This is a genomic window from Desulfitobacterium elongatum, assembly GCF_055378975.1.
Map to the genome: position 1 here is coordinate 1,044,990 of NZ_AP038772.1, position 24,791 is coordinate 1,069,780.

Genomic DNA, 24,791 nt, shown 5'->3' on the forward strand with positions numbered 1-24,791 from the left:
CAAAACTTTGATGATTTAGCTGCTTGATGGTACTTGAAAAACTTAAGTTTACTGTCCGTTTTAATGTACACAGTGCATGATATAATAGAATTGGAGGTGTAGAATATGAAAAAACTATCTACTGCAGCTGATACAAAAGACATATCATTGACCATTTACAATGGAGGCTTTGGTGCTGTCAAGGAAACACGTACCGTATGCCTTACGGGGGCTGAGACTGAGCTTGTTTTTGCTGATGTAGCACAGCAAATAGAAACTGATTCTCTTTTGGCGGAGGGCTTGAATATCTTGGAGTTCAACTATGATTATGACTTGATTGATAGGGGTAAGCTCCTCAAAAAATATATTGATAAGGAAGTCTATTTAAAAGACAGAAAAACCGGTGAAAAGAAAAGCTGCCGTCTTTTATCGATAGAAGGAGCTGGCAGATGCGTATTAGAGGACAGTGATACGAAGGAAATATATATCGATACGCAGGCAGAGCTTGTTCTCCCTTCCTTGCCATCAGGGCTTATAGTAAAGCCTGCGCTTGTATGGAAAATTGGGAAGTCGACATCTGAAGATGTTAAGGTATCCTATCTTAGTAAGGGCTTCAATTGGAATGCAAACTATGTCGTAGAGATTTTGGAAAAAACTTTAAACATTGCTGGCTGGGCAGAAATTGAAAATCAAAGTGGTGCAACATTTGAAAATGCCAAAATAAAGCTTATTGCCGGAGATGTCAACAGAATTCAGGATGATGAGGAAACCGACTATGAAGGACGAATGTATGTATGTGAATCTTCTGCAGCACCTCAAGCGGAAGAAAAAGCTTTTTTTGATTATCATATGTATACATTGAATAATCTGACGACATTGAAAGATAATCAGACTAAACAAATCAATATTTTGAATGGGTTGGGTATCCCTTATAAAAAATACTATAGGCTTGATTTGCGTGAAGAAAAGGCTAACGTCATTATTGAGTTTTCAAATAAAAAGGAATCTGGATTAGGCATAGCAATACCAAAGGGAAAGATCAAGCTGTATAAAACTGATGATGCCGATAACTCACTTGAATTTATAGGTGAGGACAAAATAGATCATACACCAAAGGATGAGGAAATCAAGCTATCGATAGGGAATGCTTTTGATATAACCTTTGATTTCACAGAATCTGACAGAAAGAAATTAAACGGATTTGAACACTACAAATATGAGTGTGTTATCAAGAACCATAAGGCGGAGGAGGCAGAGGTACATTTCGAGCATTATGCATGGGGAATTTGGGAAATGGTTTCTGCAACACATGAGTATTCGAAGAAATCTTCAGGTCTAATTGAGTTCTCTATTAATGTGCCGGCTGACAGTGAGATAAAGGTAGAATTTGAATATAAAGTTGACCAGCGTACAGAAATTGTTATAAAGAAATGATTTTTAAATTCTTACGAGTGAGGAATATGATATGGAGAACAGTGTATTAGAACGATATAAAAACTTGAAAACCCTTGTTATAGACCGTAAAAAGCAATTTGACAGACTAATTAACTTCATGGAAAATGAAACCACATGGCTGACTGCGCCTGCAAGTACAAAGTATCATTTGTGCAAAGAGGGCGGACTTTTGGAACACTCGGTTAATGTGGCTGAAACCATGGTGAGAATAAAGGCTGCCATAGCACCGCATATTACCGATGAAAGCTGTGTTATAGTTGCGTTGCTGCATGACCTGGGAAAAACTGGTATGCCGGGAAATCCTCAGTATTTTGTAAATGAACCAACAGATAGGCAAAAACAATACGGCTATCCTGCCAGTACCCCTTATAGGTTTAACACTGACCTAATTTATTTGAGTGTACCTGTCAGGAGTATATATTTAGCGCTTCAGTATATCAGCTTGGAGGAGGAAGAAGTGCAGGCAATTGTCTACCATGATGGACAATATGTTGAGGACAACCGTTCTTGTGCTACCCATGAAGTACCACTCACATTACTTTTGCAGTACGCCGATAGTTGGAGTGGTTTTGTTATTGAAAAATGATGTGATTTGAAAAAAACAAAACTTGCAGTTGTTACATATTGCCGATATTAAGAAGGGGGGTAATTTCAATGCCAACTGCTTTGGATATTCTTAATTCAAATAAAAAATATTGTTTTAATCCATCGAAGGATAATCCCAATGATCTACCGGATCAAACGGGAATATATATGATAAGTGCGAAAAACAGGGATTGTCTTGAGAAAATAATGGTGGATGTCGTGTTCCCTGAGCTGGATGGTTTTCCTATTATTTATATTGGAATATCAGAAACACAGGGTTTGAAAAAAAGAGATTACCGAAACCATTTTGATGGAACAGCAAGGAAATCTACCTTACGAAAGAGCTTGGGTTCTTTGTTTAAATGGCAAGCAGATAGATTATATGACAAAGGCGGTAAATATAAGTTTAAACCTGATTGTGAGCAAAAGCTTTCAAGATGGATGCAAGAGAACCTGATTATGTATTATTGGCTTGTTGATACTGGCTTATCTGATTTAGAAACAAAACTCATTGATGAATTAAATCCTCCATTGAATATTGCAAAGAACAAATGTCCAGTTAATAAGGAGTTCAGAAGGTATTTGTCCGAGTTGCGCAATTGAATTATAAGCATAGAAACAATATTTGGAGGGGAAGAGATGAAGAAATATAGCGGAAGTGGATTGACACCATTGTTTTATTCTGAAATATCGTCAAGCTATATGCTGTATGATATATTCAAAAATCAAGAACAGATTATATTACAACTTATAAAGGAGCAGTTTAATCTACTGCCGGATAAGATTATTGTTGAAAGAGAACGTGCATATCCAAAGAAAGGTTCTATTGATATATTTATTGAGTTTATGAATGCTGACAAGAAGCATGCCTTACTAATAGAAGTAAAGGTACATGATTATCTAAGTGCGACCGAAGGGCAAATCAGTACATATTATAATGCGGTGGTTGAAGATAGTGTATATGATGAGGTATATTTCATTTATCTGACACAGTTTACAGCAGATAATGATTTCAAAGGAATTGCAACTCCGAAAACAATAGACGAAGCGAAAAAAGGCAAAGAGCTTATAAAAGAGCAGTTTGTACATATCTCATGGGAACAGATGCACACATTCTTAAATAAACACTATGAGATACTGACAGAGGAACAACAGTTAATAGTTTCGTTAAACAGACAATGGATATTGCAGCAATGCGAAGCCGATTTGGAGAGCAATAAAATTGATGTAGGAGAAAGAGGGCTTGAGGATTACTTCTTTGACGTAAAAATAGATATTAGGAGCAGGTTGCCCTTTGGAAATGAGGTTTGTGAAAATAAAAGACAAATTTGGAGAGTAGATACATCCACATTGGAGGAAAAGCAACTCGACGCTGTTTTAGATGTAATTAAAATACATTCTGGGTCAAATGCGGTAAATAAAATAAAACAATATAAAACTGAAGAATTAACCTTGCAGGGTGCCAAGGATTTTTTAATGCTGATGGCACAAAGCATTGAGGACTGGAAACTTTTATCGTTTTATTCAAAATTGTTTCTTCTTGCGGAAAAGCTAAGCTACTTGAAATTTAACGGTACAGGGACAAGGGGTTTTTCTATTAAGCTTGAAATTCAAGGAAAGGGCGAAATAAGCCTATGTACCATATACAAAAACAAAACAATAGATTTTTCACTTAAGAGGTGATAGTTTTGAAAGAGAAAGAACTCATTGATAAAACTGAGAAAATAATTGAGGAATACAATTCAAATACAGCAGATGATAAGACTTCTTTTAACATCTTTACAATCCTTCGTGAGGAAGATGAAGAAGTTATGTTGCATTCAAGATTCATCTATGAGCTTCTTAATCCTAGAGGATCTCACATAATGAAGCAAAAGTATCTTTCTCTGTTTTTGAATGTACTTGAAAATAAGGCTGGTACACCATTGCCGCATTTTTTAGATGAACATTTGTTAACAGCAACCGTTTATAGAGAAAGGTTTAACATTGATTTACTGATTTACCTCCCCGATGGCTATACAATGATAATTGAAAACAAAATTTATGCATATGACCAGCAATCACAGCTTGATAGGTACTTTAATACCGTTGTAAATCAATGCAGGCGTGATGAAAATAAGATATTCATTGTTTACCTTACTCTTGACGGTCATGAGCCAACAGAACAAAGCAAAGGAAAACTGAAACACGATATCTATCAAATTAGTTATGCAAGTGAAATTGACCATTGGCTTGAAATGTGTTGTGACGAATCTACTAAATATCCTAATCTCTATGAGACAGTTATGCAATATAAAAGACTTGTGTGTCAACTGAGTGGTAAGATTGATTGCGAGGATGGTGGTATGATGAGTGAAATTGCCAATCTTATCTTAATGGATAAGGAATCTTTGGAAAGTGCTATCAATATTAATGGTGCTCTAAATATTGCAAAATCCCGAGTGATTTTACAGCTATTTAAAGCTTTGGAATCCGAAATGCGTAAAGCTGGTTATAAAAAAATATCTTCTGATGAAATGGAACTTGAAGCTATTGAAAATTACTATAATGCTAAAGAAATAATTTGGCAAAGGTATCTCGTAAAGAGTTACTCTGGTAATTATGAATTCTGCTTCGCATTTGAGATTGATGACCGTTTGTACTATTACTTTGCATTTACCACAAAGGGAGAATGTGAAATTATTGAAAAAGCAGATATTGGAAAACTGCATCCGCAAATATATAAGAAATGTCTTAACGCTATTCGTAAGGCACATAATATTGAAAATATCAAAAGAGCAGCATCTGGTAGCTTAATATGGGATTATATTTATGATTCATCCGGTAAGGATTATAATTTTAAAAGATTTTCAGAAAACTGTATAGAACTTTATGGCAATATTTACAGTGAAGCGAAAAGGATTTGTGAAGAACTTACTCCTATTATAAGGCGGGTAGAATCTGAGTTATGATTGATAGACTATTACAAGAAAGGTGATTGTATGATGCTAAAAAGGATTGATGATTTGCAGTTGAAAGTTTCTGCAAAGAACTTTAAAGTGGATAAAGATGTGAATTTGTGGGGTGGAGCGGATGTTGTCATTACTGATGCTATGACAAAAGATCTTGAACTATGGCAAGGAAATCCACCTTTTGTTGTAGGGATTGGAAAGCTTGGGTTTGCTGGGAGACAGGTGGTCTGTACAAAGCTTGCCAGAGAATTAAGTTATGTTTTCTATGAACTTAAAGATATTTTCCAAGAATATATTGATTACAATAATAAATATGAATTCTATGGAAGGCTTGCTTCGGCAGCTCGTATTGCGGATTGCTATAAAGATGAAAAAAATATGCTGATAGAAACAATCAATGAAGCCAAAAGAATGGCAGAAGAGATCATAAATATTGCATATTATTATTTTGCATATGGCTCAAATATGAATTCGGTACAAATGTCAGAGAGGTGTCCTGGAGCAAAGATTGAAGCTAGGGTTAGGCTTCAAGGATTCAGATTCATCATTAATGAACGAGGTGTTGGCTCAATTATTGAGGATAGCTTATCACATACTGATGGAATTCTATGGAGTATAACTAAGGAACATATTGATATACTAGATGAGCGTGAAGGCGTTAAGCACAACACATACTTTAGAAAGAATATTACTGTTATGAGTCTGGAACAAGTTGAAAGACAATACGAAGCGCTTGTTTATATTGCATCAAACAATAAACTTGGGAAACCAAGACTAGGATATTTAGAACGAGTTATCGAAGGGGCTCAGGAAAACGGAATAGATAGCGATTATATTAGAATTTTGAAACAGAATTGGGAATAGAGCATTTACTTTACAAAATTTAAGGGGTTTGTTAATCTACTTGTGATAATCCGAAATTACCCCTACTACGATTGATTAAGCTTTAGGACACATAAAAATAAGTTAAAATTTTGAAATGAAGATATAAAAATATGAATTAGACTAAAACAAAGCAGAGCCTTTTAATGGGTAAAAGACTCTGCTTATTTTCTTAAGAAATCTGATTTAGGATCAATGACAGTTCTGAATTCATATCCCCTTGTATTCATTGAAGCCATTTTTAAAGCGACTAAATTTATATCAGTATAAAGTGCTTTAGCAATTTGCTCAATATCGTAACCGCCATAGGCATATGTGAAAATCTCATCATCCGGTAAAAGAATTTCTGATGCAAATAAATTGGCTTCATATTCAGGACGGCTTTTCATGTCATAAAGCATAAATTCCTGCAAGCAAACTCGTTTTGCTAAATCACGATGAAAAATATCATGGCCTAATTCATGAGCACAAACAAGCTTTTTTGTGTAGGAGTCTAATTTTTCATTGATAACAGCAAATCGATTTTTCTTAAGATATTTGTACATTCCCTTTAGGTTGCCTAGATCGGCATAGAAAACTTCTACACCTGTTGCCTTACATATTTCAAATGGGTCTCTGGTATCATATTTTTTTATAAGATCGTAAGCGACTGATTGGATATAGTCTCTATTTGGCATGATGGATTCACCCCCTATCATAATCAGCATATCAAATAACATATCCTAAAAAACGGACAGTGATTATTTATCTGTATCCTCAATATATTTTTTTGGAGTATACTTCTTATTATTATCTTTAGCTTTCCAGTACATTTCTGTGATGGCTCTAAATACCTTGTCTTTATCTGCTTCATTCAACTCACCGCCTGCAAATAAGCCGCCAAGTTCTTCCACAAGTATTTTCGCATCTTTCTTGCCGCGAGTACCATATTTCGTTGCTGCTTCTTGGATAAAATTATCTTCTTCTTTCATTAATTCTTCGATAGTGGTGCTTAAAGCAATACATAGCTTATTCAGAATGGCAACATCCTTTGGATAACGTTGATTGCTTTCATAATTTTGAATTGAACGTAATGAAAGACCGGTCTTATTAGCTAACTCCTGCTGACTCATTTCTGCCAAATTCCTGAGTTCTTTAATTTTATCACCAAACAACATGATTTTGACTCCCTCCTATTTTGACGCATTTTATATGCAACATAGTTCATAATAATTTCATTGACAAACGAAAGTATGTTCGTGTATAATTTGAACAAGAAACATGCAACTTCGTTCGTAATAAATATACCACTATATGTTGCCTATAGTCAACATGAAATATAAGGAAGGTAGATAACATGAGAAAAGAGAGTCGGGTAATGAAACAATGTGCGTTAATGTATAAAGGCTTAAATATTGATCGAGAAACTGTCTTACACAAAACCAAGCTATTAATGAAAATATATAGACCAGTGGTTTGGTCAGCGTCAAATCGAGTGTTTGAGGTTTGTGAGAGTGCTGAAATATATTGCAGTAAGAGGATGGAGGAAGCACTGGAATATCTGGCATACTATGCACCAGATACAGAACAGGAAAAGTTTTCGGAGAAAGTTAGATCGTTATTTGAAACACAGTGGTTGATATCATTAATTGACAGCACGATGAACAAAATTTACGAGTATCCTGACAATGGGAAAATATATCATGAAATTTTGAGCAAGCAATATTTAACCGTTTATAAATATACTGAGCAGGAAATGCTTGAATTGCTAAACATGGAGAGAAGCACTTATTATGACAAGAAGAAAGAAGCGATAGATCTATTTGCAATTTGCCTTTGGGGCTATACGATTCCATCAATGAGAGGATTATTTGGAATAGCAGACGGAGAGTCCATAGAAATACCAAACTTTTTTAAGTTATAAGTGCCCCGACTAATTCCCGACCTTAACCCGATAAAGTTCCGACTGATTCCCTACTGCTTTCCGACAAACGACATGTTACACTAGCTATGCTGGTGAATTATGGCTTTAAATTATTCAATATTAGGACGATGATTGCAATGGATAGGAAGGCAGATTCTATTATCTGAAGTGAAGCTGGATTTGACCATCTGCTTATTTCTGGGGTCAAAGTATAGTAAGAGTGTGTAGCTTTTTGAAAGTATTTGCATAAAACCATTTACAGACATTCGTATTTATGGTAAATTATATATGCAAAATAAAAAGCAGTCGAAGTATGAAGCTACCCGCTTCAAAAAGAACTATGCTGAAGGTTTGAAAGTGTTGCGACGATATTATTGAATTTCTCTTTACTGAGATTTTGTCTATAAATATATGTCCGTAGCTTTCCTATTCACATAGGGAATCTGCGGACTTTTTGTTTTGTAAATAAAACAAAAAAAGGAGATATTATTATGGGAAATTTGAATCATGTGAATTTAACACCAAATGTTAGAACAATCGGTGTTGCTGGAGGCACTGGTGATGGTAAAAGTGAAATCACTAGTACATTTGCATCTCCAAGAGCAAAAAAAATTATTGGTAAAAGTGTTGGAGAGACAAATTCAACATTAAAGGAACGGGTAGTGGTTTATTCAGAAGCTCTAGTTAATGAAATAATTGTTGCAGTTAAATTAAGAGACGACATCTTTGAAAGACAAGATTTTATCGATCTTATTGTTGTAGCTATGTCAAAAGTGGTGCGTGACAATGGGAAAGTTATAGCTTATGTTTCAGGTAAGGCAAATGAGGATTTTATTACTTTTTTGCTTGCTGAAATAACAACAAAAGTTAATTCGAGAGCAATACTTTCATTTCTTACTGAGGATGAAATTGACAAGTTGGCGACGGACGTTTCTAGTGTGTTAGAAAATAATGATTTTTATAAAAACAACTATTCTATCTACAACACGGCTAAGAACAACTTGGGAAATATAGAAGTGAAGGACAACTCTGCAAAAATGTTCGGAGCAATAAGGAGTGAAGTTGAAAAATCATTTGATCAATTAGATAAAAATATTCTGGATCAATTATGGGATATATGGAATGGTGTTAATCAATCTTTGAAGTGTTTATTTTTTAATTATTTCCAAAATGATGATATCTCGAAAGATGGGTATTATTACTTTGTGATTAATCTGGATGAACAAGAATCTAGTAGTGATTTTGTTGATGCAATGTTTACCTCAAATGACTTGCGTAAAGGGGACAAGCTATCAATTGAGGTGCTATGTTCTGAAATAGTGATGTATACACCGATACATGAAAAAATTGCAGAAATGATTAAATCCAAAGAGAATACAAAGAATGTGCTTATGGGCAAGGATGGGAATATAGCAATTGGAATATATGATACAAGAGGCCTATATCATACTAATTCTGGTGAGGATGATAATTTAGAATATTTTACGGAACTTTTATATGGTATCAATTATGATGCATTAATGCTAGTCTGTCCGCTTACAGGAGATACCAATGAAGCAAAGCTTAGAGAACTTTATTCAAACTCTATGAAGAAATACAATAAGCAAATACCGGTGTTCATTTTGAATAATAAGGTTGACCTTTTTATAGACGCATTGAACAAAGAACTCAGTAGTGAAGACCCGCTATCAATAGAAGTTTCCAATGAAGTTTTATCTTTTAATGAAATAAAGAATAAAGTTAATGATAAAATGTCTACTATTAGAGAAGAGCTACAGAAATCTCAGCATAAAAATAGGAAATCTTCTGAAATACTTTCTTTACCGTGTTATCTGAAAAAGGACAACAATATGACTAGGGAGCTTTTAATAGAATATAATGCTATTAATGCTATTAGAATTATGGTTGAAGAAATGACACAGCACCTACAAGCTAATGCTGTGAAAATAAAATTTGTCCTGTCAGATAGTGGAGAGTCAAATATTTTACCTTGTATTAATGAAGATGCTGTAAAGAGTCTTGTTGTGAATACTTTTGCTCTTCCAGAAACCGAAAAAAAAGTATTTGCACCATCTCTTCTTGATATAGCAGATAGTGTGGGTAAAACTCCACATGGAAATGCTTATAATGCTCTACGTAGAAGGTTAAAGAATGGTAATGGATATACGTCTAATATCATTGAAGAATACTTTTATAATTGTAAGTCCTTCTCAGTGAATTTTCCTGGCAATCTTAAAAACTTTGTGACAAAGGATTTTATAATAAAATTATTAGATACTGCTGTTGAGTATAAGGGTGGAGCGTTTAAAGAAAGTGATGGAAGTAAAAGACTGAATGAAATAATCATTAACAGTGGGTACTTTAATACTTTGGAGTTTGTTGCTCAAATGCTCTATTTTAAAGCATTGATGGATGCTGAAAACCAAGGTTCATTTAGCTTTGGAATGAAATTTAATAGATTTCTAAACAATTGCAATCCTTATTTTAATAAGGCAGAAATCAATGAAGGTGCTTACATTGATGCAATTATTAAAACTTTATCATTAGCAATAAATAAAGCAGCAGATTTACATGTTTTATACGTTTAAATAGTAGCTGCTTGATACAATACAAAAATTAAATATGATCCAAGAAAGCTATCGAAGTATGAAGCCACACGCTTCAAAAAAGACCTATGCTGAATGTAAGAAAATGTTATGACGATATTATCGCAAACCAATTTAACTATCTGGTTTGGTATTATTTGGTCCATAACTTTCCTATTCACATGGGGAAGTTATGGACTTTTTGTATTGTGGTAAAACGTCTAAATTAAGCATTTCAGAAAGATACTAAAATCTTGATAACTTGGATTGTATAAATACAGAAAGGAAAGATATCATGCGAAAAGAGAGCAAAGTTAATAAACAATGTACATTTATGTATAAAGGTCTTAAGATTGACCGCACAGCGGTCCTACATAAAAGCAAAATGCTTCTGATGATGTACCGTCCTGTGGTATGGTCTGTATCAAATCGTGCGAATGAGGTATGTGAAAGTGCTGAATATTATAGTAGTAAAAAAATGGAGGAGGCGCTTGAGTATTTGGCTAACTTTGCTCCAGATATTGAGCAAGAGAGGTTTTCTGTACAGGTTAGATCTTTATTTGAAACACAATGGCTAATTTCTTTGATTGAATCAGCGATGAGCAAAATACATGGCTATCCTGAAAATGGGAAGCTCTATTATGAGATTTTAAGCAAGCAGTTTTTAACAATCGATAATTATAATGAGAGAGAGATGTTGGAACTACTGAATATGGAGAGAAGTACTTATTATGATAAGAAAAGAGAAGCGATTGATTTGTTTGCAATATGTATGTGGGGATATACTATTCCATCAATGAGAGGAATGTTTGAAACCACAGGGGATGAAGTTGATATTCCATGCTTTTTCAAGGCATAAACCGCCCCAACATATACCCGACAATAACCCGATTAATACCCGATAGTTTCCGTACTGTTATCCGACATCAAGCATGTTACAATGACTATGCTGGTGGATTTTGATTTTAAATAATTTAATTACAGATGCAACTGCCTCAGACCATTTTGGTTTGGGGCTTTTTTTATGCCCTTTTTTAATTAGCAAATAAATATACGGCGTATATGGCCGGAGGTGATTTTCACTTCCGGTCTTTTTTTATGCCCAGAAACAGGAGAAAACCAATGAAAAGATGGGAAGCTTACATAGCTCGTTATCCATGATCTCCAAATTTCGCTAGATAAATTACAAAACGAAATTTGGAGGTTATAAAAATGGATAAGAAAAAGAAGTTTTGTATTCGTATTGAAGATACAATTCAGGAAGTTTCAGAAGAAGTGTACAGAGAGTATTTCAAGATGGAGCGCCGTGAGCGTTACTTGGAAGAGCGTGATCTGGTAAATGGAAAGGTCCTTTACTCAGATCTGGATAATGTTCATCAAGACGTGTTGGGCGAAGATATTCTTGTTGACTCGATTGTTGAGGATATCTGTGAACTTGTGACTACTAAAATCATGGTTGAAAGACTACGAGAATGCCTGGTTCTATTACCAGATGAAGAGTTGGATTTGCTTATCCAGCTCTTTTTTAATGAAAAAAGTGAACGCGAGTTGTCGGCAGAGAGAGGTATTCCAAGAAAAACAATCAGTTATCGCAAAGACAAAATACTGAGCAAGCTAAAAAATTATTTATAAAAATTCAAAAAAGATTCGCCCACCCCCCCTCATTTTTCGGCTTAGAAGTGAGGGGGTAATTTTTTCCTTCTCATTGCTCCTTGAAAACTGAATATACGATATATCAGGAAAACCACCTTTGCAGCCCTTAAAAGGCAAGCAACATAAGCGGATCGCCATGACCGTCATTGACGAGAGCGACTAAATCCGGCTTGAAATAGCCCGTGGAACGGCTAATTGCGATGACTAGCAAAGGGATAAATAATGATACTTCTGCCTTGAACGCCTTACCGCATTGGGCAGCCTGCAATAAACGACAGGATAACGCTCATTTGGCTTGAGAACTTATAGCCATGTTAGCTTATATGATGTTTCCAAGAACAACCTGATGTATCCCCTTAGTTGTGTCAGGGGCGTTGAGAACAAATTTGACACATAAAAATCTACTGTTCAAACGAAATGCTTGACAGCAGAAACTATGCGGTGGACTGTACATTAGTGGGTTAATAAAATTCCCAAACAGCCTGTGCAGGCCACCGTATCATTGTGCTGTCAAGTTTAATATTAAACGAGGAGAGAAAAGAATGTTTGAGATAAACATGACGGATGAAGTGAATATGCATCAATATCTCAAAAAGAGTGGATGCAGAAATGAATTGAAATATTTATTCACCTATGAGAATAAGTATATATTTGCTATAAAAGAAAACATGACCTTGAATTGTTACTATGTGGTCAATATTTCAGAAGCTTCAATTGAGCCAATTTTAAGAAGTAAACATAGTTTTAGTGAGGCTATTCAGAATAAGCTCGTTGAGAAACTTAGTGAGTCACCGTATTATAAAGCTGCGCTTCCTAAAAGTCCGCTAGAAATGATTGATTATATTTTTAGAAAACTGATGACGGAAAAAGGATTTGTCATTAGAGAAAATCAAATTGAGCTTTCAAAAACTATGTATGAGGGCATTAAAAATAACCATGTTGCAATTTGTGAAGCAGAAGTTGGTACTGGAAAGACCTTCGCTTATTTAGTTGCCAGTTTAGTCTATGTCCTATACGAAAGGAAAAGGCGAATCCAATCGGGGAAGTTTACCTATTTAGATGGGGAAGACTGTTATATCCCATGTGCCATATCGACTTCAAGTATAGATTTGCAAAATGCCATAATAAAAACTTATGTACCGGTCCTTTCTGAACTGTTGATAAAGCAAAGAATCATTGCCAAACCATTGAGTGCTGTTTTGAGAAAAGGAAAGGATCATTATTTTTGTCAAATGAGATATGATCGACTGATGGATTATTTGAAGACCAGTCAAAAGGCAATAGATATCGAGTTATTAAGCAAGTTAAAAGGGATGAAGATTTCGGAAGGAAGTATTGATCTTGATGAGTATAAGGGTCTAAAAAATCATATTACTCAAAAAATAAATGTTCCAAAATCCTGTGAAATTGCATGTCCATATTATAAAAACTGTAGATATATTACACACATGGACAATGTGAGATCAGCTATCCACGACTTTCAAGTGTGTAATCACAACTATTATCTCGCAGACACGGTTAAGAGAGATAAGGGAAAGCATACATTGTTGCCAGAGCATGCATTGGTCATTTTTGATGAGGCTCATAAATTGACAGAAGCAGCCATTCAGATTTTAGGGACAAGTTTTACAAGTGATAGTGTCCATACAATAGCGAATATTTTAAAGAGTAATTTGAAAGGCAACAAAGCTTACCTCACTACAGCTAAGAGAATGATAGAAGACATGGAAATTACTAAATCGAGATTCTTTACTGCTTTAACTTCAAGGATTAATTCAGAATCTATTGATGATGACGCATCTCAGATAAGAATTGTAATTGGCTATAATGAAAAACAGATGTTACTTAAGATAATTAGCCAAATAGAGAAGATTAAGGCATTCTGTGTAATAGACATTTCAAAAAATAGAAATTTAGAAATATTGATTGCTGAAATTATTGAACAAGTCAATGTTTTCTATCGAGATGAAAACATCATTTATTGGCTTGAGAATCCTGGCAGTGAAAGGTTCATTTCAGTCTGCTCAATACCAACGGATTTGGAACGGCAATTACGCAACTTGCTTTGGGTAAATGGGATACCAAAGATAGTAACCTCTGGAACCCTCTCAGATGATAACGGATTTGATTACTTCAAGCGGACTACGGGCATTGACAAGATATCTAGCGATTATATCAAGGAAACAAGCTGCAAATCACCATTTGATTATCGAAACAATGCCCTGTTGTATGTCAGCGAAAAGGTTCCATTTCCGGATAAACAAAGTACGGATTATATATCAGCACTAGCTGAAGAAATCTTAAATCTAGTAAAAACAACTTCAGGGCATACAGCAATCTTATTTACGTCATATACATTACTTTCTAAGATTTATGAACTAATAAAAGACCAAATTGAATTTCCAATCATTAAGATGGATAAGAGCGTGAAGAACATCGTTGAAACTTTCAAAAAGAGTAGAAACGGTGTTCTTTTTGCTACCGGATCATTTTGGGAAGGTGTTGACTGCCCTGGAGACATATTATCATCGTTAATCATCGTTAATATACCATTTCCAACGCCAACGCCTATTCTTGATTACAAAAAAGAGGAGCTTGCTGATATAAAAACATTCATTGATACAATTGTTTTTCCAGAAATGATAATCAAATTAAAACAGGGTATGGGAAGGCTGCTTAGATCTGAAACCGACACAGGAGTTGTTGCAATCCTGGATTTTAGAATTAGTACTAAAGGTAAGTACAGAAGGAGAGTTTTAAGAGCACTGTCAGATTACCGTGCTACTGATTCGCTGGATGAGGTGAATAGGTTTTTGCATCAAGTAAAGTCGGTGGACTACTTTTGTGACTCGAAATAAAAGAACATGTGACTGAAGAAGCACCTCGTGAAAGGAGGATTTTATAGATATGCCTATGACATTAAGAGAAATGAAAGAAATAGATATTAGAACTGTTGATCCAGATACATTGGTAGATATTAAAACAGTAACTGTAAATACGGATTTGCCAATAGATGAGCGTAAAAAGGATTACATCAGGCAAGTGAAAAATCCTTATTGCTTTAAATGTGGTAAGGTTGTTGTAAAAATGAGTTTTGCAGAAACAACAGCAACTCTTGAAGATCAGCTGGAAAATTATTTTAGGAACTTATAGAACAGTAGAAGCAAAACTTTAAAAGTGCTTTCCTAATATCTGGACGCTGGGTAAGTTCTGTGCTATGCTTTTATTGGACTATTTCAGTGAAGCCTAATGTGTTTAAAGTTTTGCTAATACTTTAAATAACAGGAGGCTTTGCAATGGAATTTATAAAAGGCGAAAAGATTTATAATGTTGCAATCTATGTGAGACTATCGAAAGATGATGGTGACAAAGAAGAAAGCGACAGCATTTCAAACCAAAAGGAACTAATAAAGGATTATTTGAAGTCGAAATCAGATGTACAGATTGTTTCTGCTCATGTCGATGATGGCTTTAGTGGAGTTGACTTTAATCGTCCTGCTTTTCTTGAAATGATGGAAGAAATCAAGACGGGCAAGGTCAATTGTGTTGTTGTTAAAGATCTTTCACGATTCGGAAGAAATTATATTGAGGCAGGGAAATACATTCAAAAAGTATTTCCTTTTCTTGGTGTGCGCTTTATAGCCATCAACGATCATTATGATAGCGCGGAAGGATCATCAATTACAGACAACATCATGATTCCGTTTAAAAATTTAATCAACGACTCATATTGTCGTGATTCATCTATAAAAATAAGGAGCCAGCTTGAAATCAAACGTAAAAAGGGCGATTTCATCGGCTCTTTTGCTGCTTATGGATATAGAAAAGCTGAGAATGAGAAGCACAAACTGGCTATTGATGAGTATGCAGCTGACATTGTACGTGACATTTTTAAATGGAAACTTGAAGGCATGAGTCAACAAGGAATTGCTACTCGTTTAAATGAGTTGGGGATCTTGTCGCCCTTGGAATATAAGCGTTCTTTAGGCGAAAAGTATAAAACAACCTTCAAGGTGAAACAGCAAGCACTTTGGTCGGCGGTTGCTGTAAGACGAATACTAACCAATGAACTTTACCTTGGTGTTCTGGAACAAGGCAAGCGCACCACACCAAATTATAAAGTCAAAAACAGAGTAGAGCGGCCAAAGGAAGAATGGGTGCGTGTAGAGAATGCTCATGACCCAATTATTACTAAGGATCTCTTCGCAACAGTAAATGCTTTGTTGCTCCATGATACTAGAATTGCTCCTAAAGAGGACAAAGTATATATGTTCTCAGGAATTGTTGCTTGCGGAGATTGTAAAGATAACATGATTCGCAAGACGGTTCCTGCTAATGGCAAGAAATATTACTATTTTGCCTGTTCAAGCAATAGAAACGATAAAGATAGTTGTACAATGCACAATATAAGCGAAAAAAGCTTCACAGAAGCGGTACTTACGGCTATGAATGCTCATATTCAAAGCGTTTTAGATATAGAAAGAATTTTGGCGTACATTGAATCTTTACCATACCAGCAAGAAGAGATTATTAAATTGGATTCACAAATAAAAAAGGCAATGGATGAAGTTGAGAAAATTCAAAATTATAAACTGAAATCCTACGAGAGTTATGTAGATCAGTTTATAACAAAAGAAGAATACAAAGCCCATGTCAGTAGGTACAATGAAAAGCTAGAAAAGGCAGAAAATTTAATTCAAAAAAGAACTTGTGAAATTGAGGATATTGTAAACAATAAAACCGCAATCAATCTTTGGATTCAGAATTTTAAACAGTACCAAAATATCGAAACGCTGACTAGAAAAGTAGTTGTATCACTGATAAAAAAAATATATGTCTACGAAAACGGCAAAATTGATATTCATTTTAGGTATCTTAGTGAATATGAAAGTGCTATTCGCTTCATCGAAAGTGCAAGTAAATCGGATTCCTTTGATGTAACAGTGTTAAAGGAGGCGATGTAAATGGCTAGAAAAAGCAGACGACAATCAGTTATTGCAAATCAAGAGACCATTGTATCAGAGAAAGCTTTTAAGGTTGGCATCTACGTTCGACTTTCAATCGAAGACACTCGAGATAGAAAAGATAGCGACTCTATTCATAATCAGACGTATATGCTCAAACAGTTCGTGGAGGAAAGACCTTATCTACAAACCTATTCGATTTATACTGATAATGGCGAAAAAGGAACTAATTTTGATAGGCCAGAATTCAATCGATTGATGGATGATGTGAAAGCTGGAAGAGTAAATTGTATAGTGGTTAAAGACCTATCTCGATTTGGTAGAGATTATCTTGAAACTGGAAATTATCTTGAAAAGATTTTTCCGTTCTTAGGAGTACGGTTTATTTCCATTAATGATAATTATGATAGTTTTAATCCCGAAAACACAAATGAAGGATTGATCATATCCCTTAAAAACTTACTCAATGACGTTTATACAAAAGACATCTCAAAGAAAATTATTACCTCCTTCAAGGAAAGGCAATCGAAGGGAGAGTTCTTAGGAGCTCACGTGCCCTATGGCTATGCCAGACCTAACGATGGCAGTTATACCTTGGTTGTAGATGAGGAAGCTGCAGCGGTAATACGTCAAATCTACAAATGGAAGCTTGAAGGATTAAGTGATGCTGTAATTGCCAGAAGACTAAATGATATGAACGTTCCATCACCTAGCAAACATAAGCTTAATAAAGGCGAATGGAAAAGTGAGCGTTATAAGGGAAGTGTGTGGCAACGAATAGCAATAAAAGCAATTACAGAAAATGAAGTTTATCTAGGACATAAGATTTATGGAAAGATTCAAGCTTCTCTGTATGAGGGAAAGAAGAAATCAAGAATGCCAAGAAATCAATGGACAATAATCGAAAACGATCATGAGCCAATAATTGACCAAGAGAGTTTTGATATTGTGCACAATAAGAGAGTACTGATTAATGAGGAATTTCATGAAGCCGTCGATAGAAACAAGCATTTAGAGAATACAGAGAATATTTTCAAAGACCTTGCTAAATGTGGCGACTGTAAAAGCAATTTAGTAAGAAGAAGGCACATTAAGAAAGGTGAAATAGAGTATTATTATTTCTTGTGTACCACGTTCGAAAGTAACAATGGTTGTAAATGCTCTAGAAAATACATTTTTGAAGATGAACTGAAGGCTGCTGTCTACGAAACCATTAAAAACGAAATAGAGCTAGTGAATGATATTGATAAGATTATTGATAATGTAATGGCAGAAAACAAGCGCAGTAATGAAAGCAATAATATTGCGTTAGAAATCAAAAAAAAGAAGACAGAGATAGAAAAGTTGCAATCAATCAGAACTACACTATTTGACGATTATTTGGAACAATTGCTGACGGAACAAGAATATCTTTATGCAAAGAATGACTATGACAAGAGAGAGGAAAAGTTTAGAAACCGCCTTGATGAGCTCTTCATAGAGCAAAGTAGGTTTGCTGAGGTCTATACACATGAAAACAAGTACTTAACTGCATTTAGAAGGTTTATGGATGTTCCAGAATTAAGTAGAGAAATGCTGACGGCTTTGGTACATTCCATTGAGCTCAAGTCAGACAAGAATATTCATATCAACTTCAAATTCAAAGACGACTTTGAGGTACTAAGAGGCCACTTTGCCACTCAAGGAATTGAGGTGAAGTCTTATGAATAAGTTGGTGGTAGCAATGTATATCAGACTTTCTGATGAAGACAAAGACATTGCAAAAAGTACAATCAAAAGTGAAAGCGACAGTATTGGTAATCAAAGAAACCTACTTGCGTCCTTCATTAGTAATCATTCAGAGCTGGCTGATGGGAAGGTATTAGAATTCTGTGATGACGGCTACAGCGGAACCAATTTTGAAAGACCTTCGGTTCAGAGATTACTAGCACAAGTAAAAAGAAGAGAAATTGATTGTATTGTTGTTAAAGACTTTTCTAGGTTTGGAAGAAATTATTTAGAGCTTGGCGACTATTTGGAGCAGGTATTCCCTTTTCTAGGGGTGAGGTTTATATCTGTCAATGACGGCTATGACAGCGCTAAAAACCATGGAATAACAGCCGGAATTGATGTTGGATTTAGAAATCTGATTTACGATATGTACAGTAAAGACCTCTCCCAGAAAGTGAAGACTGCTAAAACAGTAAAGATGAAAAAGGGTGAATATATTGGGTCTTTTGCTCCATATGGTTATTTGAAATCAAAAGAAAAAAAGAATTCCATTGAGGTTGATGAAGAAGCTGCATTGATTGTTAAACGGATTTTTAAACTGGCAGCCGATGGGGACAATACCAGTACCATTGCAAAGCTACTCAATGCAGAGGGCATTCCATCACCTGGAGCTTATTTTAAAGAGAAGCATAAAAATAAAAAGTGGTCAAAAACAAAGAGCACGTTAGTGTGGCAGACAATGGCTATCCTCAAGATTCTTAAAGATGAAACGTATATTGGCAGCACTCTAAATCATAAACGGGAAAAGTTAGATGTAAATAGTAAACAGACAGTGGCAGTGTCAAGGGAGCAGTGGATAGTCGTTTCAAATACCCACGAGGCTATTGTAAGTGAGGAACTCTTTGAGAAAGCCCAAGGTGCTATTAGAAAAATAGATAAACGAAAAAGCTATACCATTGATACAGAAAGGGTACTTTATGGACAAATGAAATGTGGTTATTGTAATAAAAATCTACAGAGGTTCCCAAGGAAGAAACCATATTATAAATGCAGTCGGTATCTTTATGATGACCAGTGCCTTTGCTATCGAGGGAAAATAAATGAATCCGATGTTTTGGAGGTATTGCTTATTTCTATTCAGCAACAGGCTGTTCTTGCTAATAAAGCAGAGAAACTGATATCTAAAGCTGCAACAAAATCTGAAAAAGAAATTGGAACAATTGTTCAGGAGATTAGAAAGGCACAACAATCTATTGAGCGCTTTAATGCACTAAAGGTTGAAGAATATGAGAAGTACCTTGATGGGAAAGTGAGTAAGGATAATTATATCCAGGCAAAAGAGAAGATTAGCTTTGAAATGGAAAAAGTAACGAACCAGATCAGCAAATTGGAAACAGAATATGAAATTCAAAATATAAAAAAACAAGAATCTGACAATCAGTTTGTGGATCATTTCAAGGGAAAGCATAAAATTAAGGAGCTAAGCAGGGAATTGGTTGCGGAACTTGTCGATTCGATTTATGTGTTTGACGAGAATCGGATTGAGATTGTTTGGGAGTTCGCTGATGATTATAAGAAGATAATTGAGCTGATTTAATTATTTATGAGCCGAGTAGTTTCTTTAGGGAAACTGCTCGGCTTCGTTTTGAACACCTTATGTAGCTCTCATTGAATTACATTCCAAGATATGGTATAACTAAGGAGAATTGCAAAACTAATAATATAAGAGTGAGTTGGTATGTAATAATATTGCGCGTGGGGGAAATCTCTTTATGTATACAGTTAATTGGGATAAGTTTAATGTGAAAAATCCAGATAAACAGAATGCATTTGAAAGAATGTGTCGACACTTGTTCATGAGAAAGTTTAAAATTAGTGGATATGACTTTACCGCTAATTATAACCAAGCGGGCTTAGAAACAGAACCAATCAAGTTTGACGGTAAACATTATGGGTTTCAGTGCAAATATTCCACGAATCATAATTCAACATCATTTTATAAACAGGTTTATGATTCACTTGATAAGGCATTTAAGATTTATAAAGATAATCTGAATGAAGTGTATATCTACACAAATCTTGATATAAAACCAGAATGTACTAAAGAAGAATTAGCAGATCAGAAATTAACTACAGATCGTGTGAAAATTCAAAGAATGGCTAAAGAGCTCAATATAGCTTTAACGTGGATAAAAGAAGAAAATTTTTCAGAATTACTTAATGAAATAGGTAATCTTGATATTTATAGACTTTACTTTTCTGCACAAAATGAAGTTGCATTTATGGATTCAAATATCTCAATAGAAGATAGAACGTTTTTAAAGTCAGACTCTTTTTTAGAGTTACAAATAAACGGTAAAGGATTCAAAGAGATACAAGATGTTATTCTTGATAACAAGATAAGTGCTGTTATAGGTGGTGCGGGTACAGGGAAAACCGAAATTATGAAAAAGATGTATTTACATTGTTCGGAAAATTTTCTTGAAAACTATTCGAAGTCAGCAAATATTGAGTCTGAGGCTATACCTATACCTATATTTATTAGATTAAGAGAATGTTTACAAGGGGATTTGGAAAATCTCATTAGATTCAGGCTTCAAGATTATAACATTTCTCTTGTAGATGCGGGGCAAAAATTCAGTTATTTTTTTGACGGATTAGATGAAGTAAGTATTAATGATGTTGTTAAAATTATTACTACAGTTAAAGCGATAATTGGTAAAGAGAACACAAAGTCAGTTGTTATTTCTTCAAGGAACAGTTCACCTAATCTGACCTTTTTGCAAAGAGATTTAGAGTTAGAAATTTATAAGATTGATGCACTAAGTCAAAATATTATCGACTTATATTTTGAGAAAAAGATTGATGTAACTAAGATCAAAAAATACACGGATATAAAAGAGAATATTCAAACTCTGTTGGAAGAAATAGAAGATATATTTTCTATCAATTTATTATGGAAGACAATAGAGAATATAAACAATGAAACAACCAAAATAGATCTAATATTGCAATCAACAAATCAACTGATTGACAATCATAGAAAACTGGTAGAACTGAACTTACCAGAGATTAAATCACAAAGTATTGAAACAATATTGGCAGATGTTTCGCTGTTGTTACAAACAGAAAGAACACTAAGTATTTCAGTCTCTAAATTTCAGGACATTATAAGAGCACGATACTTTGATTTGACATATAAAGAAATAGATTCAATAATCCATGTTTTAGCAGAAATGTTTTTTGATATATCAAGCGATGAAAAAAAGCAATTTATATATTCATACAAACATAGGCGCTACCATGAGTATTTTTTATACAAAAAACTTAGTCAAACTTTCTATCTTAATCCGTTTGTTTTTAGAGAACTTGGATTGTTGACAGATAAGGATTTTATTATAAATATTTTTATGTTACAAGAATTAAAAGAAAGTATAACCGAAAAAGACGTTTTAAAAAATCTTTCATTACGTTTTTTTGAAGCTTATTTGGGTAAGGAGTATTGGCATGGATATGAAAATAAATATATCGGTTTAAAATCAAGATATGGTGTTGGAAATGAATCATACCTCCAATCAGAAAAATTATTAGATTTCCTATGTACCAAGAACGAATTTGAGCTAAGTCTGTGGTTTGACAATGAGAGTGCTTCAATCAAAGGATTTCTGGATGCAAGTAATTATTGGAAATTTATCAAGAGATATTTTGTATCACAACAGAAAGACATAAGGACAGTCTTGAATAAACATTACGTATTTGATGAAGAATTTCTTAAGGAAGCAATTAACAAAAGTCCATGTGCATACTGGTATTGCATTTGTGTAATGGATAATGTTTCGTATAAGGAGATCTATGAAAAAATCATTTCATCTATGAAATTGAATAATATTGATTCGGAGTTGGATTACATACATTCATATACTCAAAACAACGCAACCAAATGCATAGGATTTTTTGAAATAGGGCTTGAATTATTTAGGGTGGAATTTCAAGATATTTTATTAAATTTGACGGTAGACCTTATGGAGGTATTGTGCTTTACGCTAATAAGAGCAACTAATGTTTACTATCTTTTCGGAGATAGTGATGATCAGAATAATTTGCGTGTTGCTATAGCAAAAAGCATAGAAAAGAATGTTGAATTATCAAACAAATTAAATACTGCTATAGTATATTATTTGCTTACAAATAAAAATGACAATTTAAAGCTTTTGGAAGAAAGATTTGTTAAAGTTAATATTAATCACTATGGTACTTGGGATCGCAATTTAGAAGCAAATAGTTATATTACGATAATCTTAAAAAAAGAAAACCAGCTCTATTCACGTGAATATAATTTAGGCGTAGAAATAAGAAAAATACTTATCGATAATTACCCATCAAGTAAAACAAATGTATTAAAGTTAATTATTAACAGTGTGAGAAAATACAATCTTATATATGATAATTGGTTTTCATTTAGTAATTCAAACCTAATAGGCGAGATAATTTCTACCCTTGATTTTGATACAAACAATGTAAAAATTTTCCTGAAAGAACTTTTGAGCTATGATAGTGTTATTTCTACTACCACAGTTATGTACAAAATATTTCTGAAGAATAGAAGTCTATTTAAATCAATAACAAATATACGAATATTAAATAGTATATACCTTAAGACTAATGTACAATTATCGTACTATGATGATAATACAGACTATGATTATATGTTTGCTACCATGATGTCATGTTTTGATATTTCATTAAGTGATAGGTTTTTTATCAAAGCTTTGAACAATAGTATTTGTCGACCCGCATTTAGGCATGAAGATTTGATTTCACATGTATTGCCTAAATGTATTTATGTTGCACATCAAAACAATTGGTTTGAAAAGCACGAAATAGAAGCTTTAATATTTCGTGTCTATTCGATGTTAAAAATTATGAAAGATACAACCGATAGCGGTGGAAGATGGGAAACTATTAAATCGGTTATAGAAATATGTTTGCCGGAATCTTCGTTGCTAGAAGAACTTTATGATGTGAAATCAAGTAATGCTTTTCATGACGAAAATGCTGATTCAGTTATTAATTCAATTATAGATATATCAATAAATGATATTCAAAAATATTATCAGTGTGAAATAGAAGATATTAATTATAGCGATAGAAATACTTGGAATTGTCTTATTTCAATAGAAAAATCGCGGGATAATCAGCTTTCTTTGCTATTTGAAAATATGAAAAAAAATTACTTCCCAGAAATGGATAATAGCAATCTTAATCCATATTTCTACATTATTACTGCATTGCTTTTAGATGATTTAGAAACCAAAGAAAAGATGGTAGATTTTATATTAGAACAAGGTGGCAGAACTGGCCTGGTCAATATGATCAACGCATACTCCCTTCTTGGAGAAGATGAATTGGCAAGAAAGTATATAGAACAATTATTTGTATTGTCAGAAGCGCTGGTCTATCCTAATCAAGAGTATTATTTGAAAAATCAATTGTCTCACAATCATACAAATAAAATAATGGGTTTGATATTAGATAGTAAGAAAAATGACTGGATGGAGAATAATGAGAAACAGGAAATGACCCTTATAAATGATCCGAGCATCAAAATAAAGTGGTACGATACAGAAAGGGATCATCCAATAAATGAAGAATGGGCAACGAGGCACCCTGATAAAAATGCGTATAAAGTTGACTATACTATTACTTATAAAGATGCAATAATTGAAGAATTTTCTTTGGTATATGTAGACGGTTACCGAGCGTTATTACCCTTTCCGAAAATCGGTACTAAAAACATACCACGTAAAAAATATCTGTTAAGCTTGCTATTTAATGAAAAGAAGAATTTGCATGACTATATCAGAAGTGCCGGTTTAATAGTAGAATAATTAAACCGCCATTTTACTCTATAAAAAATAAATTAGAGTCGTTCATTTCATGATGGACGATTTTTTTTAGTTTTTACTTGATACCGGTTGACTCGAGTTTGACAGCAACAACGAAAATTTTGTTGCTGTTAATTTTTAATTATGGCTTTTCATGCGGATTCAAAGCTAAAAATCCTTCCAAAAAACCGCTGAAACTTTAGAATGTAGTGCCGCACGTTGGCAAATAATTACTGTTA

At 34.1% G+C, this 24,791-nt stretch carries 18 protein-coding genes; 16 read left to right on the forward strand and 2 right to left on the reverse strand.

All coding sequences use genetic code 11. The features are described 5' to 3' along the window. Positions 1–105 precede the first annotated feature (105 nt). From ACZ42W_RS04785 to ACZ42W_RS04810, 6 genes are all read left to right on the forward strand, one after another. The gene (locus ACZ42W_RS04785) at positions 106–1,413 is read left to right on the forward strand and encodes a DUF4139 domain-containing protein (protein WP_144677851.1); all 1,308 of its coding nucleotides are present in this window, start codon (positions 106–108) and stop codon (positions 1,411–1,413) included. Positions 1,414–1,444: 31 nt separating this feature from the next. After that, positions 1,445–2,020: an HD domain-containing protein gene (locus ACZ42W_RS04790; RefSeq protein WP_144677852.1), complete on the forward strand. Its 576-nt coding sequence runs from the start codon at positions 1,445–1,447 to the stop codon at positions 2,018–2,020. 68 nt (positions 2,021–2,088) lie between these two features. After that, positions 2,089–2,622, forward strand: coding sequence for a GIY-YIG nuclease family protein (locus ACZ42W_RS04795; protein ID WP_144677853.1), 534 nt, complete (start codon positions 2,089–2,091; stop codon positions 2,620–2,622). Positions 2,623–2,658: 36 nt separating this feature from the next. Beyond that, entirely contained in the window at positions 2,659–3,702 is a 1,044-nt protein-coding gene (locus ACZ42W_RS04800) for a PD-(D/E)XK nuclease family protein (protein ID WP_464168839.1), read from the forward strand. A 5-nt stretch (positions 3,703–3,707) separates the two neighbouring features. After that, positions 3,708–4,970 carry a PDDEXK-like family protein gene (locus tag ACZ42W_RS04805; RefSeq protein ID WP_144677855.1) on the forward strand — a complete coding sequence of 421 codons (1,263 nt, stop codon included), beginning with the start codon at positions 3,708–3,710 and terminating at the stop codon, positions 4,968–4,970. 30 nt (positions 4,971–5,000) lie between these two features. Continuing rightward, complete coding sequence (locus ACZ42W_RS04810; protein WP_144677856.1) at positions 5,001–5,834, forward strand: gamma-glutamylcyclotransferase family protein; 834 nt, start codon at positions 5,001–5,003, stop codon at positions 5,832–5,834. 182 nt (positions 5,835–6,016) lie between these two features. Here the strand turns inward: ACZ42W_RS04810 and ACZ42W_RS04815 are convergent, their stop codons facing one another. Beyond that, complete coding sequence (locus ACZ42W_RS04815; protein ID WP_144677857.1) at positions 6,017–6,529, reverse strand: ImmA/IrrE family metallo-endopeptidase; 513 nt, start codon at positions 6,527–6,529, stop codon at positions 6,017–6,019. A gap of 63 nt (positions 6,530–6,592) precedes the next feature. Then, positions 6,593–7,009 carry a helix-turn-helix domain-containing protein gene (locus ACZ42W_RS04820; RefSeq protein WP_144677858.1) on the reverse strand — a complete coding sequence of 139 codons (417 nt, stop codon included), beginning with the start codon at positions 7,007–7,009 and terminating at the stop codon, positions 6,593–6,595. A gap of 179 nt (positions 7,010–7,188) precedes the next feature. Here ACZ42W_RS04820 and ACZ42W_RS04825 point away from each other — a divergent pair, with 179 nt between their 5' ends. From ACZ42W_RS04825 to ACZ42W_RS04870, 10 genes are all read left to right on the forward strand, one after another. Further along, entirely contained in the window at positions 7,189–7,755 is a 567-nt protein-coding gene (locus tag ACZ42W_RS04825; protein WP_144677859.1) for a hypothetical protein, read from the forward strand. Positions 7,756–8,246: 491 nt separating this feature from the next. Further along, on the forward strand, positions 8,247–10,343 hold the full coding sequence (locus ACZ42W_RS04830) for a GTPase domain-containing protein (RefSeq protein ID WP_144677860.1): 2,097 nt from the start codon (positions 8,247–8,249) through the stop codon (positions 10,341–10,343). A gap of 292 nt (positions 10,344–10,635) precedes the next feature. Beyond that, entirely contained in the window at positions 10,636–11,199 is a 564-nt protein-coding gene (locus ACZ42W_RS04835; protein ID WP_131929407.1) for a hypothetical protein, read from the forward strand. A gap of 353 nt (positions 11,200–11,552) precedes the next feature. Beyond that, on the forward strand, positions 11,553–11,972 hold the full coding sequence (locus ACZ42W_RS04840; RefSeq protein ID WP_144677861.1) for a sigma-70 family RNA polymerase sigma factor: 420 nt from the start codon (positions 11,553–11,555) through the stop codon (positions 11,970–11,972). Between the two features lie 563 nt (positions 11,973–12,535). Beyond that, the gene (locus ACZ42W_RS04845; protein WP_144677862.1) at positions 12,536–14,851 is read left to right on the forward strand and encodes an ATP-dependent DNA helicase; all 2,316 of its coding nucleotides are present in this window, start codon (positions 12,536–12,538) and stop codon (positions 14,849–14,851) included. Between the two features lie 49 nt (positions 14,852–14,900). After that, positions 14,901–15,146 (forward strand): DUF6870 family protein, encoded by a 246-nt coding sequence (locus ACZ42W_RS04850; protein WP_131929395.1) that lies wholly within the window; start codon positions 14,901–14,903, stop codon positions 15,144–15,146. Positions 15,147–15,289: 143 nt separating this feature from the next. Beyond that, positions 15,290–16,957: a recombinase family protein gene (locus ACZ42W_RS04855; protein WP_144677863.1), complete on the forward strand. Its 1,668-nt coding sequence runs from the start codon at positions 15,290–15,292 to the stop codon at positions 16,955–16,957. Beyond that, on the forward strand, positions 16,958–18,667 hold the full coding sequence (locus ACZ42W_RS04860; RefSeq protein WP_144677864.1) for a recombinase family protein: 1,710 nt from the start codon (positions 16,958–16,960) through the stop codon (positions 18,665–18,667). Beyond that, positions 18,660–20,264, forward strand: a complete 1,605-nt coding sequence (locus ACZ42W_RS04865) for a recombinase family protein (protein WP_144677865.1) — start codon at positions 18,660–18,662, stop codon at positions 20,262–20,264. The genes ACZ42W_RS04860 and ACZ42W_RS04865 overlap by 8 nt, the downstream gene beginning before the upstream one ends. A gap of 175 nt (positions 20,265–20,439) precedes the next feature. Beyond that, the gene (locus tag ACZ42W_RS04870) at positions 20,440–24,555 is read left to right on the forward strand and encodes an NACHT domain-containing protein (RefSeq protein ID WP_144677866.1); all 4,116 of its coding nucleotides are present in this window, start codon (positions 20,440–20,442) and stop codon (positions 24,553–24,555) included. Positions 24,556–24,791: the final 236 nt, after the last annotated feature.

Coding starts and splice junctions, on each gene's coding strand:
- ACZ42W_RS04785 (WP_144677851.1), top strand. CDS start 106: ATGAAAAAACTATCTACTGCAGCTGATACAAAAGACATATCATTGACC.
- ACZ42W_RS04790 (WP_144677852.1), top strand. CDS start 1,445: ATGGAGAACAGTGTATTAGAACGATATAAAAACTTGAAAACCCTTGTT.
- ACZ42W_RS04795 (WP_144677853.1), top strand. CDS start 2,089: ATGCCAACTGCTTTGGATATTCTTAATTCAAATAAAAAATATTGTTTT.
- ACZ42W_RS04800 (WP_464168839.1), top strand. CDS start 2,659: ATGAAGAAATATAGCGGAAGTGGATTGACACCATTGTTTTATTCTGAA.
- ACZ42W_RS04810 (WP_144677856.1), top strand. CDS start 5,001: ATGATGCTAAAAAGGATTGATGATTTGCAGTTGAAAGTTTCTGCAAAG.
- ACZ42W_RS04815 (WP_144677857.1), bottom strand. CDS start 6,529: ATGCCAAATAGAGACTATATCCAATCAGTCGCTTACGATCTTATAAAA.
- ACZ42W_RS04820 (WP_144677858.1), bottom strand. CDS start 7,009: ATGTTGTTTGGTGATAAAATTAAAGAACTCAGGAATTTGGCAGAAATG.
- ACZ42W_RS04825 (WP_144677859.1), top strand. CDS start 7,189: ATGAGAAAAGAGAGTCGGGTAATGAAACAATGTGCGTTAATGTATAAA.
- ACZ42W_RS04830 (WP_144677860.1), top strand. CDS start 8,247: ATGGGAAATTTGAATCATGTGAATTTAACACCAAATGTTAGAACAATC.
- ACZ42W_RS04835 (WP_131929407.1), top strand. CDS start 10,636: ATGCGAAAAGAGAGCAAAGTTAATAAACAATGTACATTTATGTATAAA.
- ACZ42W_RS04840 (WP_144677861.1), top strand. CDS start 11,553: ATGGATAAGAAAAAGAAGTTTTGTATTCGTATTGAAGATACAATTCAG.
- ACZ42W_RS04845 (WP_144677862.1), top strand. CDS start 12,536: ATGTTTGAGATAAACATGACGGATGAAGTGAATATGCATCAATATCTC.
- ACZ42W_RS04850 (WP_131929395.1), top strand. CDS start 14,901: ATGCCTATGACATTAAGAGAAATGAAAGAAATAGATATTAGAACTGTT.
- ACZ42W_RS04855 (WP_144677863.1), top strand. CDS start 15,290: ATGGAATTTATAAAAGGCGAAAAGATTTATAATGTTGCAATCTATGTG.
- ACZ42W_RS04860 (WP_144677864.1), top strand. CDS start 16,958: ATGGCTAGAAAAAGCAGACGACAATCAGTTATTGCAAATCAAGAGACC.
- ACZ42W_RS04865 (WP_144677865.1), top strand. CDS start 18,660: ATGAATAAGTTGGTGGTAGCAATGTATATCAGACTTTCTGATGAAGAC.
- ACZ42W_RS04870 (WP_144677866.1), top strand. CDS start 20,440: ATGTATACAGTTAATTGGGATAAGTTTAATGTGAAAAATCCAGATAAA.